Here is a 19,722-nt window from a genome sequence, read left to right as displayed (position 1 = left end):
CCTCTGAATCGTGTAGGAAATGTCTGTAGGCATAGACCAGTGAAACGCCCGGGAAGTTTTCAGCCAAATGGAAAAAAAACCGGGAGCCGAGGAACGGTCATCTATAACTAACAGGTCCCATTCCCAGAGCAGAGGTTGCAAAACGCCATGAGCCAGGTCTATTCGGTAGCGGTTGTCGTCGGCAGCTTGCGCAAGGAGTCCTACAACCGCAAGGTGGCCCGCGCGCTATCTGAGCTGGCGCCATCCAGCCTCAAACTGCGGATCGTCGAGATCGGCGACCTGCCGTTGTACAACGAGGATGTCGAGGCCGAGGGCGCTCCCGAGGCGTGGAAGCATTTTCGCGACGAAATCCGCCGCAGCGACGCGGTGTTGTTTGTCACCCCGGAGTACAACCGTTCGGTGCCGGGCGGGTTGAAGAACGCCATCGACGTGGGTTCGCGGCCCTATGGGCAGAGCGTATGGAGCGGAAAGCCGGCGGCGGTGGCCAGCGTGTCGCCGGGGGCGATCGGCGGGTTCGGCGCCAATCATGCGGTGCGCCAGTCGCTGGTGTTCCTCGACATGCCGTGCATGCAGATGCCCGAGGCTTATATCGGTGGGGCGGCGACGCTGTTCGATGATAGCGGCAAGCTGAACGACAAGACCCGGCCCTTCCTGCAGGGCTATATCGACCGGTTCGCGTCGTGGGTGAAGTTGAACCGGGCAGTCTGATGGTTCTCGGTTGTCTGCTCTGACGCCTTCGCGGGTAAACCCGCTCCCACAGGAAAATCACCGACTTCCAAGGCAGTGATATCTCTGTGGGAGCGGGTTTACCCGCGAAGAAAGTAACACCGACCTGTCAGGAGGCCTGCGGCATCTCCCCCTTGGCCAACCGCCGATTGATATCGGCAATGACCTCGGGCAGCTCGTTGATGGTATCGATCAGGTAGTGCGGGCGGGAGCTGGCAAACATCCCATGGATCCGCTTGCGCTCGCTCTCCAGCTTCTCCGTGCTCAACGCCCGGTAGCCTTCCCAGGTCAGCCCCAGGGCATTGCCCGAGCACACGAGCGCCACGGTCCACATCCCGGCGCGGCGGCCTTCGAGAATCCCCGGCACGGTGTCGTCGACCTTCACGCAGGCAGCCACGTCATCGATGCCCAGGGCAATCACGTTGGCCAGCGCCTGGGCCGGCCACGGGCGGCCGTTCGGCGTCTCGTCGGTGGCCACCACATGGTCGGCCACGTAGCCGTTCTGCGCGGCCAGTTCGACCACCTTGTCCATCACCACCTTCGGGTAGCCGGAGCAGGAGCCGATTTTCAGGCCGTCCTTGCGCAGCCCGGTCAGGGTGTCCAGGGCGCCTGGGATCAGCGCCGAGTGCACGGCGATCTTCTCGATCTGCAGCGGCATGAAGCGCTCGTAGATGGCGGTGACATCGTCGTCGGTGGGCGTGCGGCCGAACACCTTGCGGTAGCGCTCGGCGATTTCCGGCACGTCGCACAGGGTGCGGATATGGTCCCACTTGCCCATGCCCATCGGGCCACGGGCTTCTTCGATGGACACCTGCACGTCGAACTCGGCGAAGGCTTCGACGAAGATCTGGGTCGGGGCGAAGGAGCCGAAGTCGACCACGGTGCCGGCCCAGTCGAGGATGGCGGCTTGCAGCTGGGTGGGGTTGCTGTAGTTCATGTGCGCGTTTTCCTTGAATTGGGTGGGCAGAGGGTCAGATGTCCAGCACTTCCATTTCCCGCAGCACCTCGGCCACGGCGTTCACGGCGGCCTGCATGCCATCGGCGCCAACCACGCCGATGCAGCCGACGCGGAAGGTCTCGACCTGGGTCAGCTTGCCCGGGTAGAGGATGAAGCCCTTGGCCTTGACCCGCTCATAGAAGTCCTTGAACTGGTAGCGCGGATCCTTCGGCGCGTGGAAGGTGACGATGATCGGTGCCTGGATGTCGGCGGGCAGGAAGCTCTTCAGACCGATCTTCGCCATGCCGTCGAGCAAGGTCTTGCAATTGTCGGCGTAGCGTTGGTGGCGAGCGGGCAGTCCACCTTCTTCGTTGTATTGCTGCAGCGCTTCGTGCAGGGCGGCGACCACGTGGGTCGGCGGGGTGAAGCGCCACTGGCCGGTCTTGGCCATGTAGGCGTGCTGGTCGTGCAGGTCCATGGCCAGGGAGTGGGCGTTGCCCTCGGCGGCGGCCAGGGCGGTTTTTTCGGCGAAGACGAAGCCCATGCCCGGCACGCCTTCCAGGCACTTGCCGGAGGCGGCGATCAGCGCTTCGAAGGGAATTTCACGAGCATCGATCGGCAGCGCACCGAACGAGCTCATGGCGTCGATGATCAGGCGCTTGCCGTGGCGCTGGATCACCTGGGCGATCTCGGGCAGCGGGTTGAGGATGCCGGTGCTGGTCTCGCAGTGGATCAGCGCCACATGGGTCACGGCGGGGTCGGCGGCCAGCAGGCGGTCGACGTCGGCGGCGGTGGTCGGCTGGTCCTCGGCGGTCTCGAAGGTGCTGTAGGCGCGGCCCAGCACCTTGCAGATCTTCGCCAGGCGCTGGCCGTAGGCGCCGTTGATCAGCACCAGCACCTTGCCGTCACGGGGTACCAGGGTGCCGATGGCGGCCTCGACGGCGAAGGTGCCGCTGCCTTGCAGGGGCACGCAGTGGTGGCTGGCGCTGCCGTCGATGATGGCCAGCAGTTGTTCGCACACGCTGGCGGTCAGCTGGTTGAAGTCGCGATCCCACGAGCCCCAGTCCACGAGCATGGCCTGGCGGGTGCGGATCGAGGTGGTCAGGGGACCGGGGGTCAGCAGGATCGGGGCGTTGCTCATTCCGGGGTTCCTCACTTGCGGTGGGCTGGAAACTTAGTGGGGCTAGGTTGCAATTCGCCGTGTCATCAATCAAATTGTTTGTAGATATGCCAGCCATAAGTCAGGCCGATAGATATGAACCTGTTCCAGCTCCGCGCCTTCGACGCCGTCGCCCGCGAGGGCAGCTTCACCCGCGCCGCCGAGCGCCTGTTCATCAGCCAGCCGGCGGTGACCGGGCATGTGAAGGCGTTGGAGGAGCACTACCAGATCACCTTGCTGCGCCGTACCGCCCGGCGGGTCGAGCTGACCGAGGAGGGCACGCGCCTGGCGGCCATCACCCGGGCCATGTTCGGCCTGGCCGAGGAAGCCCAGGCCATGCTCGAGGCCAACCGGCAGTTGCTGACCGGGCGCCTGGAGGTGGCGGCGGACGGCCCGCACCGGGTGATGCCGATGCTGGCGCAACTGCGCGAGCGCTACCCCGGCATCACCGTCAACCTGCGCCTGGGCAATGCCCAGGAAACCCTGGCCGCGTTGCTGTCGGAACATGCCGATGTGGCCGTGCTGACCGAGATCGAGCCGCGCAAGGGCCTGCACCTGCAGGCGTTATGCGAATCGCGGTTGTGTGCACTGTTGCCGGTGGGGCATGCCTGGGCGGGTGCCGGGGGTGACTTGCCGCTGGCCGAGCTGGACAGGCAGATCATGGTGCTGCGCGAGCCCAGCTCGACCACCCGGCGCACCTTCGACAAGGCCTGCGCCGACGCTGGCGTGCAACCCCGGGTGCTGCTGGAACTGGACAGCCGCGAAGCGGTCACCGAGGCGGTGGCGGCGGAGCTGGGCATCGGCGTGGTGTCCTCCACCGAAGTGGCCCATGACCCGCGGGTGGTGGCCCGCCCCCTGGGCGGCCAGGGTCTGGTCAACCAGCACATGGTCGGTTGCCTGGAGCGCCGCCGTGAGTTGCGCCTGATCCAGGCGTTCCTGAGCCTGGCCGCCGGTCAGTGATTGGCGGCTGACGTTTTCCCCATGGCGGCCTAAGATGGCGGCCACAGCGCAGACTGGATTGTCGATGAGCGAGAAGGACACCATTTCCATGCAACTGGTGCGCGAAGCCCTGTTGCAGACCTGCCCGGCCGGCGAGCCCGACGCCGGGCTGCTGGCGCGTGCCGGGATCGCGGCCGAGCAGTTGGACCTGCCCGAGGCGCGGGTCACGGCGGAGTCCTACGCCCGGCTCTGGCGCCTGTTGGCGCGCCGTTGCAACGACGAGTTCTTCGCCATGGACCGGCGCGGCCTGCGCAGCGGCAGCCTGGCCTTCATGGCCCGCAGCGCCATGGCCCAGCCGACCCTGGGCGCGGCCCTGGACAACCTGCTGGCGTTCCTGTCGCTGATGCTCGAAGACCTGCAGCCGGGCCTGGTGCGCCAGCAGAGCCTGGCCGAGATCGTCATCAACGAACCCGGCGATACGCCGCGCCGGGCGTTCACCTACTTCACCTTCTGGATGATCGTGCACGGCCTGGCCTGTTGGTTGGCCGGGCGGCGCATCCCGATCCTGGCCATCGACCTGCGCTGCGCCGAGCCGCCGTTTTGCGACGACTACCGGGTGATGTTTTCCGAGAACCTGCAGTTCGAGCGCCCGCGCACGCGGATGATCATCGCCGCCGAATGCCTTGAACTGCCGGTCAGACGCAGTGACGAGGAGTTGCAGCGCTTCCTGGCCGAGGCCCCGGGCAACATCCTGGTCAAGTTCCGCGACCCGGCCAGTCTGGCCCGGCAGATCCGCCACCGCTTGCTGGAAATGCCGCCGGGGGGCTGGCCGGACGCCGAGCAGGTGGCCGCCACCCTGCACATGTCGGTGTCGACGTTGCGCCGGCGTCTGTCGGAAGAGGGCCAGAGCTACCAGGGCATCAAGGATGGCGTGCGTCGGGAGCTGGCCATTGCCTGGCTGGCCGAGGCGCAACTGGGGTTGGGCGATATCGCCGAACGTCTGGGCTTTGCCGACAGCAGCTCGTTCTACAAGGCGTTTCGCAAGTGGTTCGGCTGCAACCCGGGGCATTACCGTTCGCTGGTCATGCAAGAAGGCGGCGTACCGGGTGGGTGAGCCTTCCCGCTGAAGCGCCGCCGAGGGCTTGTGCATTGTGAGGCACCTCCAAGCACAAGGTCCCTACAGCATGAACGCCAACACTCTCCAGCCAACTGAAGCGGGCAGGAACGCGCAACTGCGCGTGCTTCTGGACAAGTTTATCGGTGCAAAGCTGCCGGACTGGTTTACGCAGGTTCCCGTGGAGCGCCTGAGGGCGCTGCATAACGCATTCCAAGGCCATGAAAAGAGTCGCCAGCGCCTGGTGCGGGCGACGGTGGGGCTGGTCTCGGCGCAACAGTTCGCCGAACAGCATTTCCAGCCGATGCTCAAGACCATGTTGCCCGAGGGAGTCGCGCTGGATGCGCTGGAATGGGTCGACGCGTGGTACGGGCTGACGCCGATCCTGTCCACGCCAGGTGTCGAACCACGCGAACTGCGTTCGCCGGCACGGTTGCGGTTGATGCAGAACTTCCCCTCGGCAGCTTCGTTCTTCGTCGCCACAGGTCTGGTGAGCAGCGGCACTTCGGCGGTCCTGGCCAGCCCGGAGGGCGTTGCCGGTGCCTGCCGCAAGCTGGATCTGGGCAAGCAGTACCAGGCACTGGTTGCTCAGGTGCTCAGCCCGGCCAGTCGCACATTGCTTGCTGAACACAAACGAGCCGCGTTTGTCCTGATGTGCGAGCTGGCCCTGTGCCGCGCGCAGATCAGCGCCGAAGAGTACATGGCCCTTGACCAGCTATCGAGCGGCAAGGCAGATCAGCCAGGCCAACAATGCTTCGCTGGCGCCGGCGAACTGCGCATGCTGGGATTCACCGTCGAGAACGCCTTGAAAATCCAGTTGCGCGATGCGCAGGGTACGGACAAGGGCGTGATCCTCTACGTGCCCGACGACGGCCAGAACTCCCTGCGCCGCTTCGATTCGGTCCAGCGGATGGAGCAGACGCTGGCAAGTGAGCTGGAAAACGCGAATATCCGCCGCGACTTTCGCGAGCGGATTCGCCTGCGTGACCGTGCTGCCTTCAGTCAGTTGCTGGACAAGCGCCTGAGTGATGATGTGCCGGACCTGCAAATGGTCGGTGCCGCGTCCGGGCAGGATATCTTCATCACCCTGGCCATTACCCAGGTCGAGCGGTTCAAGGATGACGGCAAGCTGCTGCTGGTCTCGAATGCGGACGCTGATCAGCGGGTGGCCAACGAGCGTCTGGCCGTCTGGTCCGAGATCGGTCTCGGAGTGCTTGGCCTGGCCGGCCTGGGTATCCCGATCGTCGGTGTCGCGTTGTTCGCGACCTTGGTGGTGGACACCCTCGCGCATGTCTATGAGGGCGCCGTCGACTGGAGCAAGGGACATCAGCATGAAGCGCTCGAGCACCTGTTCGCTGTTGCCGAGACTATGGCGATAACTGCTGCCGTCGCCGCAGGTGCCACGGCGCTGGCGAGCGTGTTGAAGCGCAGTTCATTTGTCGACCTGCTGGATCCGGTCAGGACAAGCCTTGGGGCACGCCTGTGGCAGGCGGACCTGCAGGTGTACGAATCGGACCCGGGTGCCGCGCGGCTTTTGGATAATGGTCTGTATGGCGAGGGCCGTCGACGCTGGTTGCGTGCCGACGACAAATACTACGAGTTGCAGCGGGAGGCGCCAGACAAACCCTGGCGCCTGCGCCATGCCGAACGCGGGAACGCTTACGGGCCGCCGGTCGACTTCAATGGCGAACGTTGCTGGCGCATACGTCTGGAGCGGCCTCTGGAGTGGAATGACAGCACGCGGATGCTCAACCGTCTGTGGCCGTTGGACCCACCGCTGTGCGCCGAAACGGCCGGACGGATCCTGCAGGTGGCCGGGGTCGACAAGGAGGCGTTGCGTGGGGTGCTGGTGGAAAATCGTCAGGCACCGATCGCTCTGCGGGATACGCTCAGACGCTACATGGCGGCGAGTCGGGTTTCGGCGCTGTTCAGCGCCCTGGAGAAGCCCGGCGTAATCCTGAAGGACACCCAGGTGCTGGCCTGGTGCAGGGGCAGCGCGGATATGCAAGCGCTGGATGACCAGGCCATTGGCAGGCAGTTGTTGACGCGACGGTACGAGCTGCGTGAGGCGTTGCAGAGCCACCTGGCGGAAGACCTGCTGCTTGCCGAGGATCCCCTGGAGGCATTGCCGGACGATGAACCTGCTGCAGACGCGCTGCTGCAGCAGTTGCAAAGCGAGTTTCCCGGCTTGCCCCTGGCCTACGCCACCGAGGCGCTGCAAAACGCAGACTCGATGCTGCGGCGGGTGGCCATCAGCGAGTCTCGGTTGCCGATGGCAATCCTCAAGCATGCTCGCTCGCTGCTTGGGCAAGCGCGGCTGACACGGGCACTTGAAGGTCTTCTGCTGGACACCAGCTACAACGATGGGACTGGCGAGCTGGTGCTGGCCTTGCTGCCCAGGCTCGCCAAATGGCCTGCGTCGTTGAATCTGGAACTGCGCGAAGGTTCGGCGTTTGGCCGACGGATCAGTGTGCTGGACCCTCAAGGTCCGAGCGAGAAACGCACGGTACTGGTCTGGCGCTCGGGCCAGTTCCACCTCTACGACCACCGGGGGCTGGCGCTGGAGCAGGACATCGACGCGCCGGGCGGGCTGTTCCAGGCCTTGGTGAGCTTGCTCGGGCAGGAGGGGAGGCAGGCCCTCAGACTGACCGGGCAGTTGCCGGCCGAACAGCTGCGCCAGGTAATCATCGGCGAGCTGCCGAAAACTCGGGACGCAATCATCAACCGTTTAGGCTGGCGGGCGGAGGCTCCCAGGTTCAACCCTGGCAGGCGTTTGCCCGATGGGCGAGTCGGCTACACCCTTGGTGGCTCTTTCTCCAGGCGCTCGGGGACCATGGATACCCTGAGGCTGCGGGTTCGGGCGCTGTATCCCTCGCTCAGTGTCATCGAGGTGGACAGGATGATTCAGGAGTGGCAGTTGCGCACAGGGGATGCCATTGAGGCGCTGTTGTCCCAGGAAACCAACTTCACATACCTGGACGATACCCTGAGCACTTGGGAGCGCGAGCCGCGCAGCCGCGGGCTGCGCAATCGGCGCCGGCAGTTCTCCAACCGCCTGCGCAGCGCCTGGCGTTATGAGGGGGAAGCCATTCGCAGCAGCGAGGAGCGAGTCGGGCGTATCCTGAGCATTGACGGGTGGCGCATCGGCTCGTTGCCAGACCTGCCAGCGGAAGTCGACATGGGGCACATCTATGAGTTGCGCATGTCCGGCATGGACTTGATGAGCATGTCGCCGATGTTCCTGGGCTGTTTCGATTCCCTGGAAACGCTGAGCCTGAACAACAACCTGCTGACTTCTGTGCCAGAGCAGATCGCCCAGTTGCCCAGGCTCAGGCGGCTGGAGATGAGGTCGAACCGGATCCAGATGAATGCCTCGGGCGTCGAGACCTTGTCCAGCCTTGAAGGTTTGGAGACATTGGTGCTCGATTTCAACCCGCTGCGTTCGCTCGATCTGGATTTCTCCCGTCTTCCCGGATTGCAGTTCCTCAGGGTGAACCGATGCTCCCTGAGAAGCGTGCCGACAGGTATCGAGCGATGTACTCAACTGATCCTGGCCGATCTACGCTTCAACCTGATTACCACGATTCCCAATGGCCTGATGGCCACCTCACGCCCCTTCAGGCGCCGTGTGAACCTGGATGGCAATCCGTTACCGTTGCAAACCCTGACCGCGTTCATGGCCGGGGACGCCGAGGAACCTGTCGATGCTCAGCTCCCTGAGGTTGTCGACCCTCTGCAACGCTGGCTTGAAACATGCGAACTGCAAGGGCGCACCGAGCGACGCACCATGTGGCAGCGCGTGCAGCAACTCGAAGGCAGCGCGCAATTGTTCCGGTTGTTGGCCAGTCTCACCAGGACCCAGGATTTCCTCCAGGCCCCCGAGTATCTGGGCGACCAGGTCTGGCAGTTGATCGAGGATCTCGACACCGACAGCGTGTTGCGCGATGACCTCTTCACCCATGCCGGTATCCAGCTCACCTGCCATGACAGTGTCGCGGAACGCTTCAGCAGGCTGTGGATGCGGGCGTTGGTTCACCATGCCGAAGTAGAGGGCAAGGTAGGAAGCAATGGTGACGAACTGTTGAAACTGGGGCGGGCCCTGTTTCGCCTGGACCGTCTCGACGAGTTCGCCAGGCAGGAGGTAATTCTGCGCGAGGCGGCGGGGCAGGAGGTCGATGAACTGGAGGTCGTGCTCGGCTTGCGGGTCGAGCTGGCCGACACGCTGGGTCTGATCGGGCAGCCCAGGTCGATGTTGTATGGGGCTGTAGCGGATATCACGCCTGCGTTGAAGGAGCGGGCGGTCGATGCGGTGCTGGCGGATGAGACGGATGGGCACCTGGTGCGGAGTCTGGTGAACCGCGAGTTCTGGCGTGATTACCTGAAAGTGCGGCATGACGAACTCTTTGCCCAGCATGACGAAGAGTACGTTGAAAAGCTTGCCGCGCTGGACGAGCAAGCCTTGAGCAGCGATGCCTATCTGAAGGCCTGCAATGCCGTGGCGGCTGAGCGTGAGGCCAGTGAGCGCACCATGCTGGTCACGCTGACCCAGGAGGTGCTCGACCTTGAGGCGGTGGGCGTCAAGCTCGGCCCGGAGGATGGCGAATCCGCTCAGCCGGATTGACAGCTTTGGCCATTGCCGGTTGCGCCTGGCGGCGCGAACATCGTCAGACCGATGGTGCACTCCAACAATAAGAAACCAGGAGTCTGACGATGCGCGATTACGCCGAGGCCGCCCGTTCGTTCGACCATGCCCGGGCCGCCGCCGCGGCGCTGCATGGCAACCTCGAGGCCCTCAACGCCTGTGTCGAGTGCTGCGACCGCCACACCGGCAGCAACAAACCCGCCCTGGTCTGGGAGGACCGGGATGGCAACAGCGGGCGCTACACCTTCGATCAACTGCAGGCCCTGGCCGCACGCTTTGCCAACGTGCTCAAGGCCCAGGGCGTCGAGGCCGGCGACCGGGTCGCCGGGCTCATGCCGCGTACCCCCGAATTGCTGGTGACCATCCTTGCCACCTGGCGCCTGGGCGCGGTCTACCAACCCCTGTTTACCGCATTCGGCCCGAAGGCCATCGAGCACCGCCTCGAGCAGTCCCACGCCAAGGTGGTGATCACCGATCGCAACAACCGGCCCAAGCTCGATGAGGTGGCGGACTGTCCGACCATCGTCACGGTCGCCGCCGTCGAGGGCGAACTGGACTTCCATCGCAGTCTCGAGGCCGCCGCCGGCGATTGCGCGCCGGTGATGCGTACCGGCGACGATCCTTTCCTGTTGATGTTCACCTCGGGCACCACCGGCCCGGCCAAGCCGCTGGAAGTGCCGCTGCGCGCCATCGTCGCGTTCCAGGGCTACATGCGTGACGCCATCGGTCTGCGCCCGGACGACAACTTCTGGAACCTGGCCGACCCCGGTTGGGCCTATGGCCTTTACTACGCGGTCACCGGACCGCTGTCGCTGGGCCATGCCACCACCTTCTACGACGGCCCGTTCAGCGTCGAAAGCTGCGCGCGGGTCATCGACAAGCTGGGCATCACCAACCTGGCAGGCTCGCCCACGGCCTACAGGCTGCTGATCGCGGCGGGCAGCGCATTCTCGGCGCCGATCAAAGGGCGCCTGCGGGTAGTCAGCAGTGCCGGCGAACCGCTCAACCCGGAAGTGATCCGCTGGTTCGCCGACGAGCTCGGGGTGACCATCCACGACCACTACGGCCAGACCGAGCTGGGCATGGTGCTGTGCAACCACCATGCGCTGGCGCACCCGGTGCACCTGGGTTCGGCCGGCTTCGCCATTCCCGGCCACCGCATCGTGGTGGTGGACGAGCAGGGCAACGAACTGCCTGTCGGCCAGCCTGGCATCCTCGCGGTGGATCGCGAGCAGTCGCCGCTGTGCTGGTTCGCCGGCTACCACGGGCTGCCGACCAAGGCCTTTTGCGGTAAGTACTACCTGTCCGGCGACACCGTCGAGCTCAACCAGGATGGCAGCATCAGCTTCGTCGGTCGCAGCGACGATGTGATCACCACCTCCGGCTACCGGGTCGGCCCATTCGATGTGGAAAGCGCCCTGATCGAGCACCCGGCAGTGGTCGAGGCGGCGGTGATCGGCAAGCCCGACCCGGAACGCACCGAACTGATCAAGGCCTTCGTGGTGTTGGCCCAGGGTTACCAGGGCAGCGCCGAACTTGAGGAAACCCTGCGCCAGCATGTACGCCAGCGCCTCTACGCCCACGCCTACCCGCGTGAAATCGAATTCGTCGGCGAGCTGCCCAAGACCCCGAGCGGCAAGCTGCAGCGCTTCATCCTGCGCAACCAGGAAATCGCCCGACAACAAGCCGCGCAGCCGATCGCTGCGGGCGCCTGAAGGAAGACCGACATGCACATCACTCAAAAGAATTTCATCGTCAGCGGCGCGGCCTCGGGCCTGGGCGCCGCCACCGCGCAAATGCTCATCGAGGCCGGCGCCAAGGTCATGCTGGTCGACCTGAACGCCGCGGCAGTCGAAGCCAAGGTCGCCGAACTGGGCGCCAATGCCCGCTTCGCGGTGGCCGATATCAGCGACGAGGAGGCCGCCAAGGCAGCGGTCGATGCCGCGGTCGGCGCCTTCGGCAGCCTGCACGGGCTGGTCAACTGCGCCGGCATCGTCGGTGCCGAGAAGGTCCTGGGCAAGAACGGCCCGCACGCCCTGGGCAGCTTCGCCAAGGTCATCAACGTCAACCTGATCGGCAGTTTCAACCTGTTGCGCCTGGCCGCCGCGGCCATGGCCGAAGGACCGGCGGACGAGGGTGGCGAGCGGGGCGTGATCATCAATACCGCCTCCATCGCCGCCTATGACGGCCAGATCGGCCAGGCCGCCTATGCCGCCTCCAAGGGCGCCATCGCCAGCCTCACCCTGCCGGCGGCCCGTGAGCTGGCGCGCTTCGGCATCCGCGTGATGACCATCGCTCCCGGCATTTTCGAAACCCCGATGATGGCCGGCATGACCGACGAAGTCCGTGCCTCGCTGTCCGCCGGCGTGCCGTTCCCGCCACGCCTGGGCCGCCCGCAGGAATACGCAGCACTGGCCCGTCATATCATCGAGAACAGCATGCTCAACGGCGAGGTGATCCGCCTCGACGGCGCGCTGCGCATGGCTGTCAAGTAAGGAGAACCGAACATGACCCTCGCCAATGATCCGATTGTCATCGTCAGCGCCGTGCGCACGCCCATGGGCGGCCTGCAGGGTGACCTCAAGAGCCTGACCGCGGCGCAGCTGGGCAGCGCGGCGATTCGTGCCGCCGTCGAGCGCGCCGGTATCGATGCCGCCAGTGTCGAGCAGGTGCTGTTTGGTTGCGTGCTGCCGGCCGGGCAGGGCCAGGCACCGGCACGCCAGGCGGCGCTGGGTGCCGGCCTGGACAAGCACACCACCTGTACCACCCTGAACAAGATGTGCGGCTCGGGCATGCAGGCCGCCATCATGGCACATGACCAGCTCCTGGCCGGCAGCGCCGACGTGATCGTCGCCGGTGGCATGGAAAGCATGACCAACGCCCCCTACCTGCTGGACAAGGCCCGTGGCGGCTACCGCATGGGGCACGGCAAGATCATCGACCACATGTTCATGGACGGCCTGGAAGACGCTTACGACAAGGGCCGTCTGATGGGCACCTTCGCCGAGGACTGCGCGCAGAAGGGCGACTTCAGCCGCGAGGCCCAGGACGCCTTTGCCATCGCTTCGCTGACCCGCGCCCAGGACGCGATCAAGAGCGGCCGCTTCGCCGCCGAGATCGTTCCGGTGGAAGTCACCGAGGGCAAGGAAAAGCGCATCATCAAGGACGACGAGCAGCCGCCCAAGGCGCGTCTGGACAAGATCCCGCAGCTCAAGCCGGCTTTCCGCGAGGGCGGCACCGTCACCGCGGCCAACTCCAGCTCGATTTCCGACGGCGCCGCCGCGCTGGTGCTGATGCGTCGCTCCGAGGCCGAGAAACGCGGCCTCAAGCCGCTGGCGGTGATCCATGGCCACGCGGCCTTCGCCGACACCCCGGCACTGTTCCCCACCGCGCCCATCGGTGCCATCGACAAGCTGCTCAAGCGTACCGGCTGGAACCTGGCCGAGGTGGACCTGTTCGAGATCAACGAGGCCTTCGCCGTGGTCACCCTGGCGGCCATGAAACACCTCGACCTGCACCACGACAAAGTCAATATCCACGGCGGCGCCTGCGCCCTGGGCCACCCGATCGGCGCCTCGGGCGCGCGCATTCTGGTGACCCTGCTGTCGGCCCTGCGCCAGAACAACCTGCGCCGTGGCGTGGCGGCCATCTGCATCGGCGGTGGCGAAGCGACGGCCATGGCGGTCGAGTGCCTGTACTGAGGTGAATCATGCTGGTAACTGAAGAGCAACAACAGATCGCCGACGCCGTGCGCGACTTCGCCCAGGAGCGCCTGAAGCCGTTTGCCGAGCAATGGGACAAGGAACACCGTTTCCCCAGGGAGGCCATCGAGGAGATGGCCGGCCTGGGCCTGTTCGGCATGCTGGTACCGGAGCAATACGGCGGCAGCGACACTGGCTACGTGGCCTATGCCATGGCCCTGGAAGAGATCGCCGCCGGTGACGGCGCCTGCTCGACCATCATGAGCGTGCACAATTCGGTGGGCTGCGTGCCGATCCTCAAGTTCGGCAGCGAGGCGCAGAAACAGCAGTTCCTCGCGCCATTGGCCAGCGGCTCGATGCTCGGCGCCTTCGCCCTGACCGAGCCCCAGGCCGGCTCCGACGCCAGCAGCCTGAAGACCCGCGCCCGCCTGGACGGCGACCATTACGTGCTCAACGGCAGCAAGCAGTTCATCACCTCCGGGCAGAACGCCGGGGTGGTGATTGTCTTCGCCGTGACCGACCCGGACGCCGGCAAGCGCGGCATCACCGCCTTCATCGTGCCCACCGACTCACCGGGTTACCAGGTGGCACGGGTCGAGGACAAGCTCGGTCAGCACGCCTCCGACACCTGCCAGATCGTCTTCGACAATGTGCGGGTGCCGGTAGCCAATCGCCTGGGTGAGGAAGGGCAGGGCTACAAGATCGCCTTGGCCAACCTTGAAGGCGGCCGCATCGGCATCGCCTCGCAGTCGGTGGGCATGGCCCGCGCCGCCTTTGAGGCAGCACGCGACTACGCCAACGAGCGGCAGACCTTCGGCAAGCCACTGATCGAGCACCAGGCCGTGGCCTTCCGCCTGGCCGACATGGCAACGAAGATTGCCGTGGCCCGGCAGATGGTGCTGCACGCCGCCGCCCTGCGCGATGCCGGGCGTCCGGCACTGGTGGAAGCGTCGATGGCCAAGCTTTTCGCCTCGGAAATGGCCGAAAAGGTCTGTTCGGACGCCTTGCAGACCCTCGGCGGTTATGGCTATCTGAGCGACTTCCCGCTGGAGCGGATCTACCGCGACGTGCGGGTCTGCCAGATCTACGAAGGCACCAGCGACATTCAGCGCATGGTCATTGCGCGCAATCTTTGAAGGAGCAGACTGCATGGCATTCGAAACCATCCTGTTGGACATCCACGGCAAGGTCGGCCTGATCACCCTCAACCGCCCGCAGGCGCTCAACGCGCTGAACGCGCAGATCGTCGGCGAGATCAACCAGGCCCTGGACCAGCTGGAGCGTGACCCGAACATCGGCTGCGTGGTACTGACTGGTTCCGCCAAGGCCTTTGCCGCCGGCGCCGACATCAAGGAAATGGCCGAGCTGCAATACCCGCAGATCTACGTCGAGGACCTGTTCAGCGATTCCGATCGCATCGCCAACCGGCGCAAACCGATCATCGCCGCGGTGTCGGGCTTCGCCCTGGGCGGTGGCTGCGAGCTGGCGATGATGTGCGATTTCATCCTGGCCGCCGACAACGCCAAGTTCGGCCAGCCGGAAATCAATCTCGGCGTGCTGCCGGGCATGGGTGGCACCCAGCGCCTGACCCGCGCCGTGGGCAAGGCCAAGGCCATGGAACTGTGCCTGACCGGCCGCCTGATGGGCGCCGAGGAAGCCGAGCGCGCCGGCCTGGTGGCGCGTATCGTGCCGCAGGCGGAGCTGGTGGAAGAGGCGCTTAAAGTGGCCGCGACCATCGCCAGCAAGTCGATCCCGGTGAGCATGATGGTCAAGGAAAGCGTCAACCGCGCCTTCGAAGTCACCCTGAGCGAGGGCGTGCGCTTCGAGCGCCGGGTATTCCACGCTGCATTCGCTACCGAAGACCAGAAGGAAGGCATGGCCGCGTTCATCGCCAAGCGCGAGGCGCAGTTCAAGGACCGTTGATGTCACGCGGGCGCCGTTTGTACGGCGCCCCATGTCACTACAGGTTGAAGAAGTAGCGCTCGGCTGCGGCGCTGGTGATGGGCGCCCGGTAGACCTCAACCTCCTTGCCGCTGGCGTCGGTATGGCGCCCGCCGGCGGCATGGCGCTGGGCAGCAGTCTTCAGGTGGCCGGCGGTGAAGTCGGCCTTGGCCGTGTCCGCTGCCGGGTAGTGGAAGTGGGCGTACCACAGCGCCTGGCCACCCCGGCTGATGCTGTATTCGTCCAGGTAGTCGACGGGGCGGCCCTTGACCTTGGCCAGGCGGGTGCGGCCACCGACCAGGGCGATCCGCACTTCGCCTTGCTCCAACAGGAACTGCACCTCGCCCATCCTCGGTTGACGCGCCACGGCGGCGTCCATACGCATCCGGGTCGCCTGGCGAGCCATCTCTGCGGCCAGATCGCGCAGGTGCCTGGCCACCCTTTCGGCATCCTTGCCCTGGCTCGCCTCGTCGGTTTCATTGTCCGCTGTCAGACGCGCCTCGATGTCCTCGACCCGTTCCAGCAGGCGGTCACGCTGGTGCAGCACGGACTCCTCGATCTCCACTGGCAGGTAGCTGTCCGAGGCCCGTTGCAGGCGGGCCACTTCCTGCGCGGTTTCGGCGATAAGCCCGTCGCTGCCCTTGAGCAGGCGCTTGAGGCTCAGGCCTGACGCACGGTTGACCACAATCGCCGGTGCGACCTCGACCCATTCACCGTGCTTGAGATGGTAGGTCTGGCCCGGGGTCTTGCTGTCGGGGCCCGGAATGTCCACGGTGCTGGCGTCGTTCGTGCGGGGCTCGGCCAGCAGCAGGCCATGTTCGGTGGTTTCGATCAGGCCGGGAACCTTGCTGCGCAACTGCTTGAGGGAGCTGACCGGTGGGTAGTCGGGCAAATTGCCCAGGTCCTGGGCAATCAGGCCCTGGATGTGCTCCAGCTCGTCGCGCAGGCGTTGCAGGGTCTGTTGCGCGGCCTCGCCGGGCACGCGCTCCGCGAGGTTGCCCAACTGGCGCGCGGCGGCCTGGAAATGCCCCTGGATGCTGCGCAGCAAGCGCACCGACACTTCCTGATCGGCATCGGCCAGCTTGTACAGTTCGCTGCGCTGGATGATGCCGAGCTGGAAGCTGCGCCAGAAGCGGTCGCGCCAGTAGGCGGTATCGTTGCTCAGACCATGGACCAGGGTCAGGCGGTTGAGCAGGCTTTCGAGGTGCAGGAAGCGCAGGAACAGGTCCTTGTTCGCGGTGGCGGAGGGGACGGCCATCAGATCGCGCCAGTGGACGATATCGGGGTGTCGCTGGCCGGCCAGCCGGGTCAGTTCTTCCTGGCGTTGGCGTAGCAGGGTGTTGTTGTGGATCATCTGCTCGAGCAGCGGTTGCATGGTGTCCAGGCGCTGGGTCGCGATGCGGATGTCGGCGCGGCTGAGCTCCTCGCCGTCCTGGTCCTGTTGCCGGGCGATCTGCGCCAGTTGCTCGCGGATGGGCTGGTAGCGTTTTTGCAGCAGGGTACGCAGGAGCTGCTGGCAGGAGCAGTCCTGGTACAGCGCGAATGCATGTACCTTGCGAAAGTCTTTCACCGGTTGCATGGCGTTGCGGGTCCTGAGGTGTTCTATATGGGTGGTCCAGAATGCCGACAAGGCCTGCACCTTGCCCTGGCAACGCTCCAGGGTCGCATCATCGAGGGCAGTGGCGGCCAGCTTGTCGATGGTGCTCAACTCCCGGATCCTGTCCGTCATCAGTGCCTTGTCCGCCATGATCGCCTCATTGGCCGCCTGCATGGCCGTCTCCTTGTCCAGGCGCATCCGGCGGATCTGCTCGGACAACGGCATGCCGCCCTTGAGCCCCAGGCGCAGGTCCAGTTGCCAGCGGCCGATCTCGTCGCGGTGCAGCCATGGGCCCTGGGTGAGGTCCGGGCCGATGATGCGCAGCCGCTGCGGCACCACCAGTTCCACCTCGTAGACATTGCCGTCCTGCAGGGTGAAGAAGCGGGTGTCCTGCAGATAGAGCCCACGCAGCCTGCCGTTGGGTATCGGCGCTCCCAGCGCGCTGGCCTTGACCGTTGCCTGCAACGCCTCGAGCGCGTCGCGTTGGGTGTCGTTGAGTCGCCGATCAGGGCGGGCCCAGGTGAAATCCAGCTGGGTGAAGGGCACTGCTGCCGCGACAGGCAGGAGGGGGCCGGTTTCGGAGGCGTGGGGTGGTGTCAGCCCGACGGGCGACCGAGGTGTCATGCCCTGCTCCAGTTGCAGCCGTATGAGCGAGTGGGAGAACAGCAGCAGGGCGATGTTCAGCAACAGGTTGACCAGGGCCAGTTCGTGCCCGGTGGGGTTGCGTTCGGCATCGGATTCGACGAACTCGGCCAGGGCCACTTCCATCTGGACCAGCCAGGCTACTTTGCCCAGGGTGCCGCCGGCCAGCGGCAGCAAGGTGTTGAACAGCAGCCAGCCCAGTTCTTTCCAGCTGTTCCAGCGGGTCTGCGCGCTGGTGCTGGCCTGGGCCTCGAAGCGCTGGATCGACTCGGTCACACAGCCGTCGTACAGGGCCTGGTCGACATGGGCGACAGCATCCTCGATGGACAGGCTGACAGGCGCAGGCGTGCTGAATGGCACGGCGCTGGTGTCGTCCAGCGGCACGAACAGATGCGGTTCGAGGAAGCCGCCGTGGGCATAGAAGCGACGGTCCTCGGCCGGCAGGCGTTGCAGCAGGTCGTCCTGCAGCGGCCCCGTTGCGCTGATCGCGACGAACAGCGCCATGCGATCGGCGAAGTGCACCAGTGGCTCCTGATGCAGCGGGCGGTACAACAGGCAGCCTGCGCTGCCCGGATCGTCAGGCTCGATCAACCAGGTGTTGAGGGGATGGTCCGGCGCCGAACCGGGTGTCTTGATGAACCCCAATGGCCGCAGGATCCAGCGTGGTAGCAGCCCATCGGGGCCGGAGGCGAACACCTGGGCGACATGTCCTGGAATCGTCGGGTCCTGCAGGCTGCCGCGCAGGTAAAGCTCCATGGCCAGGGCCGGGAGCTGGGCCCGCAGTTGCTGGTACAGCAGGTGCTGGCGCTGCTGCCGGCGGGGCGGATCATCCAGCAGTTTGCCGCGCAGCATGGCCGGGTAGGCGCTGGCGATGTCCAGTTCGCTGACCAGGCGACGCAGGTAGGGTTCGTCCAGCCATTGCGGCAGGGCATCCCCGCTCGTGCTGCTCAGCACCACGCGTCCGGGCCTGAGCAGCCCGAGGTTGCCGATGGCCAGTTGGGCGAGGGTCAGCACCACCGGCGTGACCTCGCCCGAGGTGATGATCATGTCCTGGCCCGCAGCGGCGGCGGCGATGGTCTGGTAGTTGGTGAGGCGAATGGTTTCGGGCGCGGGCGCGTCGGCGGGATGATCGCTGGCCATGCGGGCGGCGAGGCGGCGATTGGCGAATGCTTCGGCATCGTCGATGCCGTCGAGCCAGAACTGCCCCTGGGTGTCTCGATATTGCTGGGCGACATCGATCAGCAGTTCGCTGTAGTGCATCAGTGAACGGCTGTCGGCATTGCGCAACCAGTCGGGTAGCTGTTCACTGAGTGTCTTGCGCTGGGCAGTCTCGACCTCGTCGCACAGGTCGATCAGCGAGGTCAGGCGATCCAGGTCACGGTTCATGGCCATGGCATCGAACTCGCCGTGGTAGCGTCCGGCGAGGTGTTCCACCAATCGCAACTGCTGCTCGAGCAGGCCCAGGGCCTGGACCTGGAACACCGGGTCGGTGGAGGCCGCTATTTCGATCTGGCGTTGACCGGATCGCACGACCTTGGCCAGGGCGTGGTCGATGTCTTCAAGCATGACCTGGCGGGAGTTGAAGCGCAGCAGCTTGCCGGTCAGGGTAAAGAGCAGGGTCAGCGCGCGTTGTGGATCGCCGTCGTCATGCTCGATCAGCACGGCGCTGGACAGGTCGGCATCGAGCTTGTTGTCGGCGCTCAGGTCCACGCCCAGGTTGAGTACTTGCAGGCCCTTGGTATTGGACCAGTCGCTGCGCTGGGCCGGTGTCGGATAGTCATGCACCAGGCGCACGATGGCCTGTGCGAAGCCGGGCAGGGTCTGGGTTCTGGCCTGCAGGAACTGGTCCTTGAGGTAGCTGGAATACCAGCTCCAGGGGGTCTGTCCGCTGCTGTCGTGGCGGCCCCAGTAAGCCACCAGTGCCTGCCGGTAGCCATCCACGAGCAGCGGGCCTGCTTCGTCGATCAGCAACTCGACGGCATGCAGGTCGAGGTCCACCTGCCAGGCCGGATCGCTGTCCTGACGGGTGCTGAGAAAGTCCTCGCCGACGGTCAGGTTGAGGGTGGCGCGCTGGCAGTAGCGCTCCACCAGGACCTGGGAGAGCGGTCGGATCCAGGGTGTGGTGGATTGCGCTCGGGCACTGACAAGGTACAGGCCTAGCGGGTCATGGGCATTGCCCAGTTGTCGCTGCCGCCATTGATCACGCAGGATATCGTCGGCGGCGTCGAGCAGGGTGGGGCGGTCGTTGAAGCGTTTGGCGACCTTGCAGTCCAGGTTGCTGAAGCTGGCCAGGCGTTGGTGCAGGTTGTCGTTCATGATGGGGC

12 protein-coding genes are annotated in these 19,722 nt (G+C 65.4%); 9 read left to right on the top strand and 3 right to left on the bottom strand.

The window, feature by feature from the left end; translation table 11 throughout:
• Positions 1 to 147: 147 nt before the first annotated feature.
• Entirely contained in the window at positions 148 to 708 is a 561-nt protein-coding gene (locus PRtIB026_RS20455) for an NADPH-dependent FMN reductase (RefSeq protein ID WP_203651906.1), read from the top strand.
• A 127-nt stretch (positions 709 to 835) separates the two neighbouring features.
• Here PRtIB026_RS20455 and phnX read toward each other — a convergent pair whose 3' ends face one another.
• Complete coding sequence (gene phnX, locus PRtIB026_RS20450) at positions 836 to 1,663, bottom strand: phosphonoacetaldehyde hydrolase (RefSeq protein ID WP_203651908.1); 828 nt, start codon at positions 1,661 to 1,663, stop codon at positions 836 to 838.
• Positions 1,664 to 1,697: 34 nt separating this feature from the next.
• A complete protein-coding gene (locus tag PRtIB026_RS20445; protein ID WP_203651911.1) occupies positions 1,698 to 2,804 on the bottom strand; it encodes a 2-aminoethylphosphonate--pyruvate transaminase in 1,107 nt (368 codons plus the stop codon).
• A gap of 114 nt (positions 2,805 to 2,918) precedes the next feature.
• Here PRtIB026_RS20445 and PRtIB026_RS20440 point away from each other — a divergent pair, with 114 nt between their 5' ends.
• The 8 genes from PRtIB026_RS20440 (at position 2,919) to PRtIB026_RS20405 (ending at position 15,141) form a co-directional block, all read left to right on the top strand.
• A complete protein-coding gene (locus tag PRtIB026_RS20440) occupies positions 2,919 to 3,782 on the top strand; it encodes a LysR substrate-binding domain-containing protein (protein ID WP_203651913.1) in 864 nt (287 codons plus the stop codon).
• A 64-nt stretch (positions 3,783 to 3,846) separates the two neighbouring features.
• Positions 3,847 to 4,875: an AraC family transcriptional regulator gene (locus tag PRtIB026_RS20435; RefSeq protein WP_203651914.1), complete on the top strand. Its 1,029-nt coding sequence runs from the start codon at positions 3,847 to 3,849 to the stop codon at positions 4,873 to 4,875.
• Positions 4,876 to 4,945: 70 nt separating this feature from the next.
• The gene (locus PRtIB026_RS20430) at positions 4,946 to 9,496 is read left to right on the top strand and encodes an NEL-type E3 ubiquitin ligase domain-containing protein (RefSeq protein ID WP_203651915.1); all 4,551 of its coding nucleotides are present in this window, start codon (positions 4,946 to 4,948) and stop codon (positions 9,494 to 9,496) included.
• A gap of 89 nt (positions 9,497 to 9,585) precedes the next feature.
• A complete protein-coding gene (locus PRtIB026_RS20425; RefSeq protein WP_203651916.1) occupies positions 9,586 to 11,232 on the top strand; it encodes an AMP-binding protein in 1,647 nt (548 codons plus the stop codon).
• Positions 11,233 to 11,244: 12 nt separating this feature from the next.
• The gene (locus PRtIB026_RS20420) at positions 11,245 to 12,012 is read left to right on the top strand and encodes an SDR family NAD(P)-dependent oxidoreductase (RefSeq protein WP_203651918.1); all 768 of its coding nucleotides are present in this window, start codon (positions 11,245 to 11,247) and stop codon (positions 12,010 to 12,012) included.
• Positions 12,013 to 12,024: 12 nt separating this feature from the next.
• Positions 12,025 to 13,218: an acetyl-CoA C-acyltransferase gene (locus tag PRtIB026_RS20415; protein ID WP_203651920.1), complete on the top strand. Its 1,194-nt coding sequence runs from the start codon at positions 12,025 to 12,027 to the stop codon at positions 13,216 to 13,218.
• A gap of 8 nt (positions 13,219 to 13,226) precedes the next feature.
• Positions 13,227 to 14,354 (top strand): acyl-CoA dehydrogenase, encoded by a 1,128-nt coding sequence (locus PRtIB026_RS20410; RefSeq protein WP_203651921.1) that lies wholly within the window; start codon positions 13,227 to 13,229, stop codon positions 14,352 to 14,354.
• Positions 14,355 to 14,367: 13 nt separating this feature from the next.
• Positions 14,368 to 15,141, top strand: coding sequence for an enoyl-CoA hydratase (locus PRtIB026_RS20405; RefSeq protein ID WP_198743228.1), 774 nt, complete (start codon positions 14,368 to 14,370; stop codon positions 15,139 to 15,141).
• A gap of 37 nt (positions 15,142 to 15,178) precedes the next feature.
• Here the strand turns inward: PRtIB026_RS20405 and PRtIB026_RS20400 are convergent, their stop codons facing one another.
• Positions 15,179 to 19,714: a hypothetical protein gene (locus PRtIB026_RS20400; RefSeq protein ID WP_203651923.1), complete on the bottom strand. Its 4,536-nt coding sequence runs from the start codon at positions 19,712 to 19,714 to the stop codon at positions 15,179 to 15,181.
• Positions 19,715 to 19,722: the final 8 nt, after the last annotated feature.

The organism is Pseudomonas sp. RtIB026 (assembly GCF_016861355.2).
Taxonomy (GTDB): Bacteria; Pseudomonadota; Gammaproteobacteria; order Pseudomonadales; family Pseudomonadaceae; genus Aquipseudomonas; species Aquipseudomonas peradeniyensis.
This window is presented reverse-complemented; position numbering and strand designations above follow the sequence as displayed.

Bases quoted from the DNA above. Each gene is read 5' to 3' on its own strand.
- PRtIB026_RS20455 (WP_203651906.1), top strand. From the start codon at position 148: ATGAGCCAGGTCTATTCGGTAGCGGTTGTCGTCGGCAGCTTGCGCAAG.
- phnX (WP_203651908.1), bottom strand. From the start codon at position 1,663: ATGAACTACAGCAACCCCACCCAGCTGCAAGCCGCCATCCTCGACTGG.
- PRtIB026_RS20445 (WP_203651911.1), bottom strand. From the start codon at position 2,804: ATGAGCAACGCCCCGATCCTGCTGACCCCCGGTCCCCTGACCACCTCG.
- PRtIB026_RS20440 (WP_203651913.1), top strand. From the start codon at position 2,919: ATGAACCTGTTCCAGCTCCGCGCCTTCGACGCCGTCGCCCGCGAGGGC.
- PRtIB026_RS20435 (WP_203651914.1), top strand. From the start codon at position 3,847: ATGAGCGAGAAGGACACCATTTCCATGCAACTGGTGCGCGAAGCCCTG.
- PRtIB026_RS20430 (WP_203651915.1), top strand. From the start codon at position 4,946: ATGAACGCCAACACTCTCCAGCCAACTGAAGCGGGCAGGAACGCGCAA.
- PRtIB026_RS20425 (WP_203651916.1), top strand. From the start codon at position 9,586: ATGCGCGATTACGCCGAGGCCGCCCGTTCGTTCGACCATGCCCGGGCC.
- PRtIB026_RS20420 (WP_203651918.1), top strand. From the start codon at position 11,245: ATGCACATCACTCAAAAGAATTTCATCGTCAGCGGCGCGGCCTCGGGC.
- PRtIB026_RS20415 (WP_203651920.1), top strand. From the start codon at position 12,025: ATGACCCTCGCCAATGATCCGATTGTCATCGTCAGCGCCGTGCGCACG.
- PRtIB026_RS20410 (WP_203651921.1), top strand. From the start codon at position 13,227: ATGCTGGTAACTGAAGAGCAACAACAGATCGCCGACGCCGTGCGCGAC.
- PRtIB026_RS20405 (WP_198743228.1), top strand. From the start codon at position 14,368: ATGGCATTCGAAACCATCCTGTTGGACATCCACGGCAAGGTCGGCCTG.
- PRtIB026_RS20400 (WP_203651923.1), bottom strand. From the start codon at position 19,714: ATGAACGACAACCTGCACCAACGCCTGGCCAGCTTCAGCAACCTGGAC.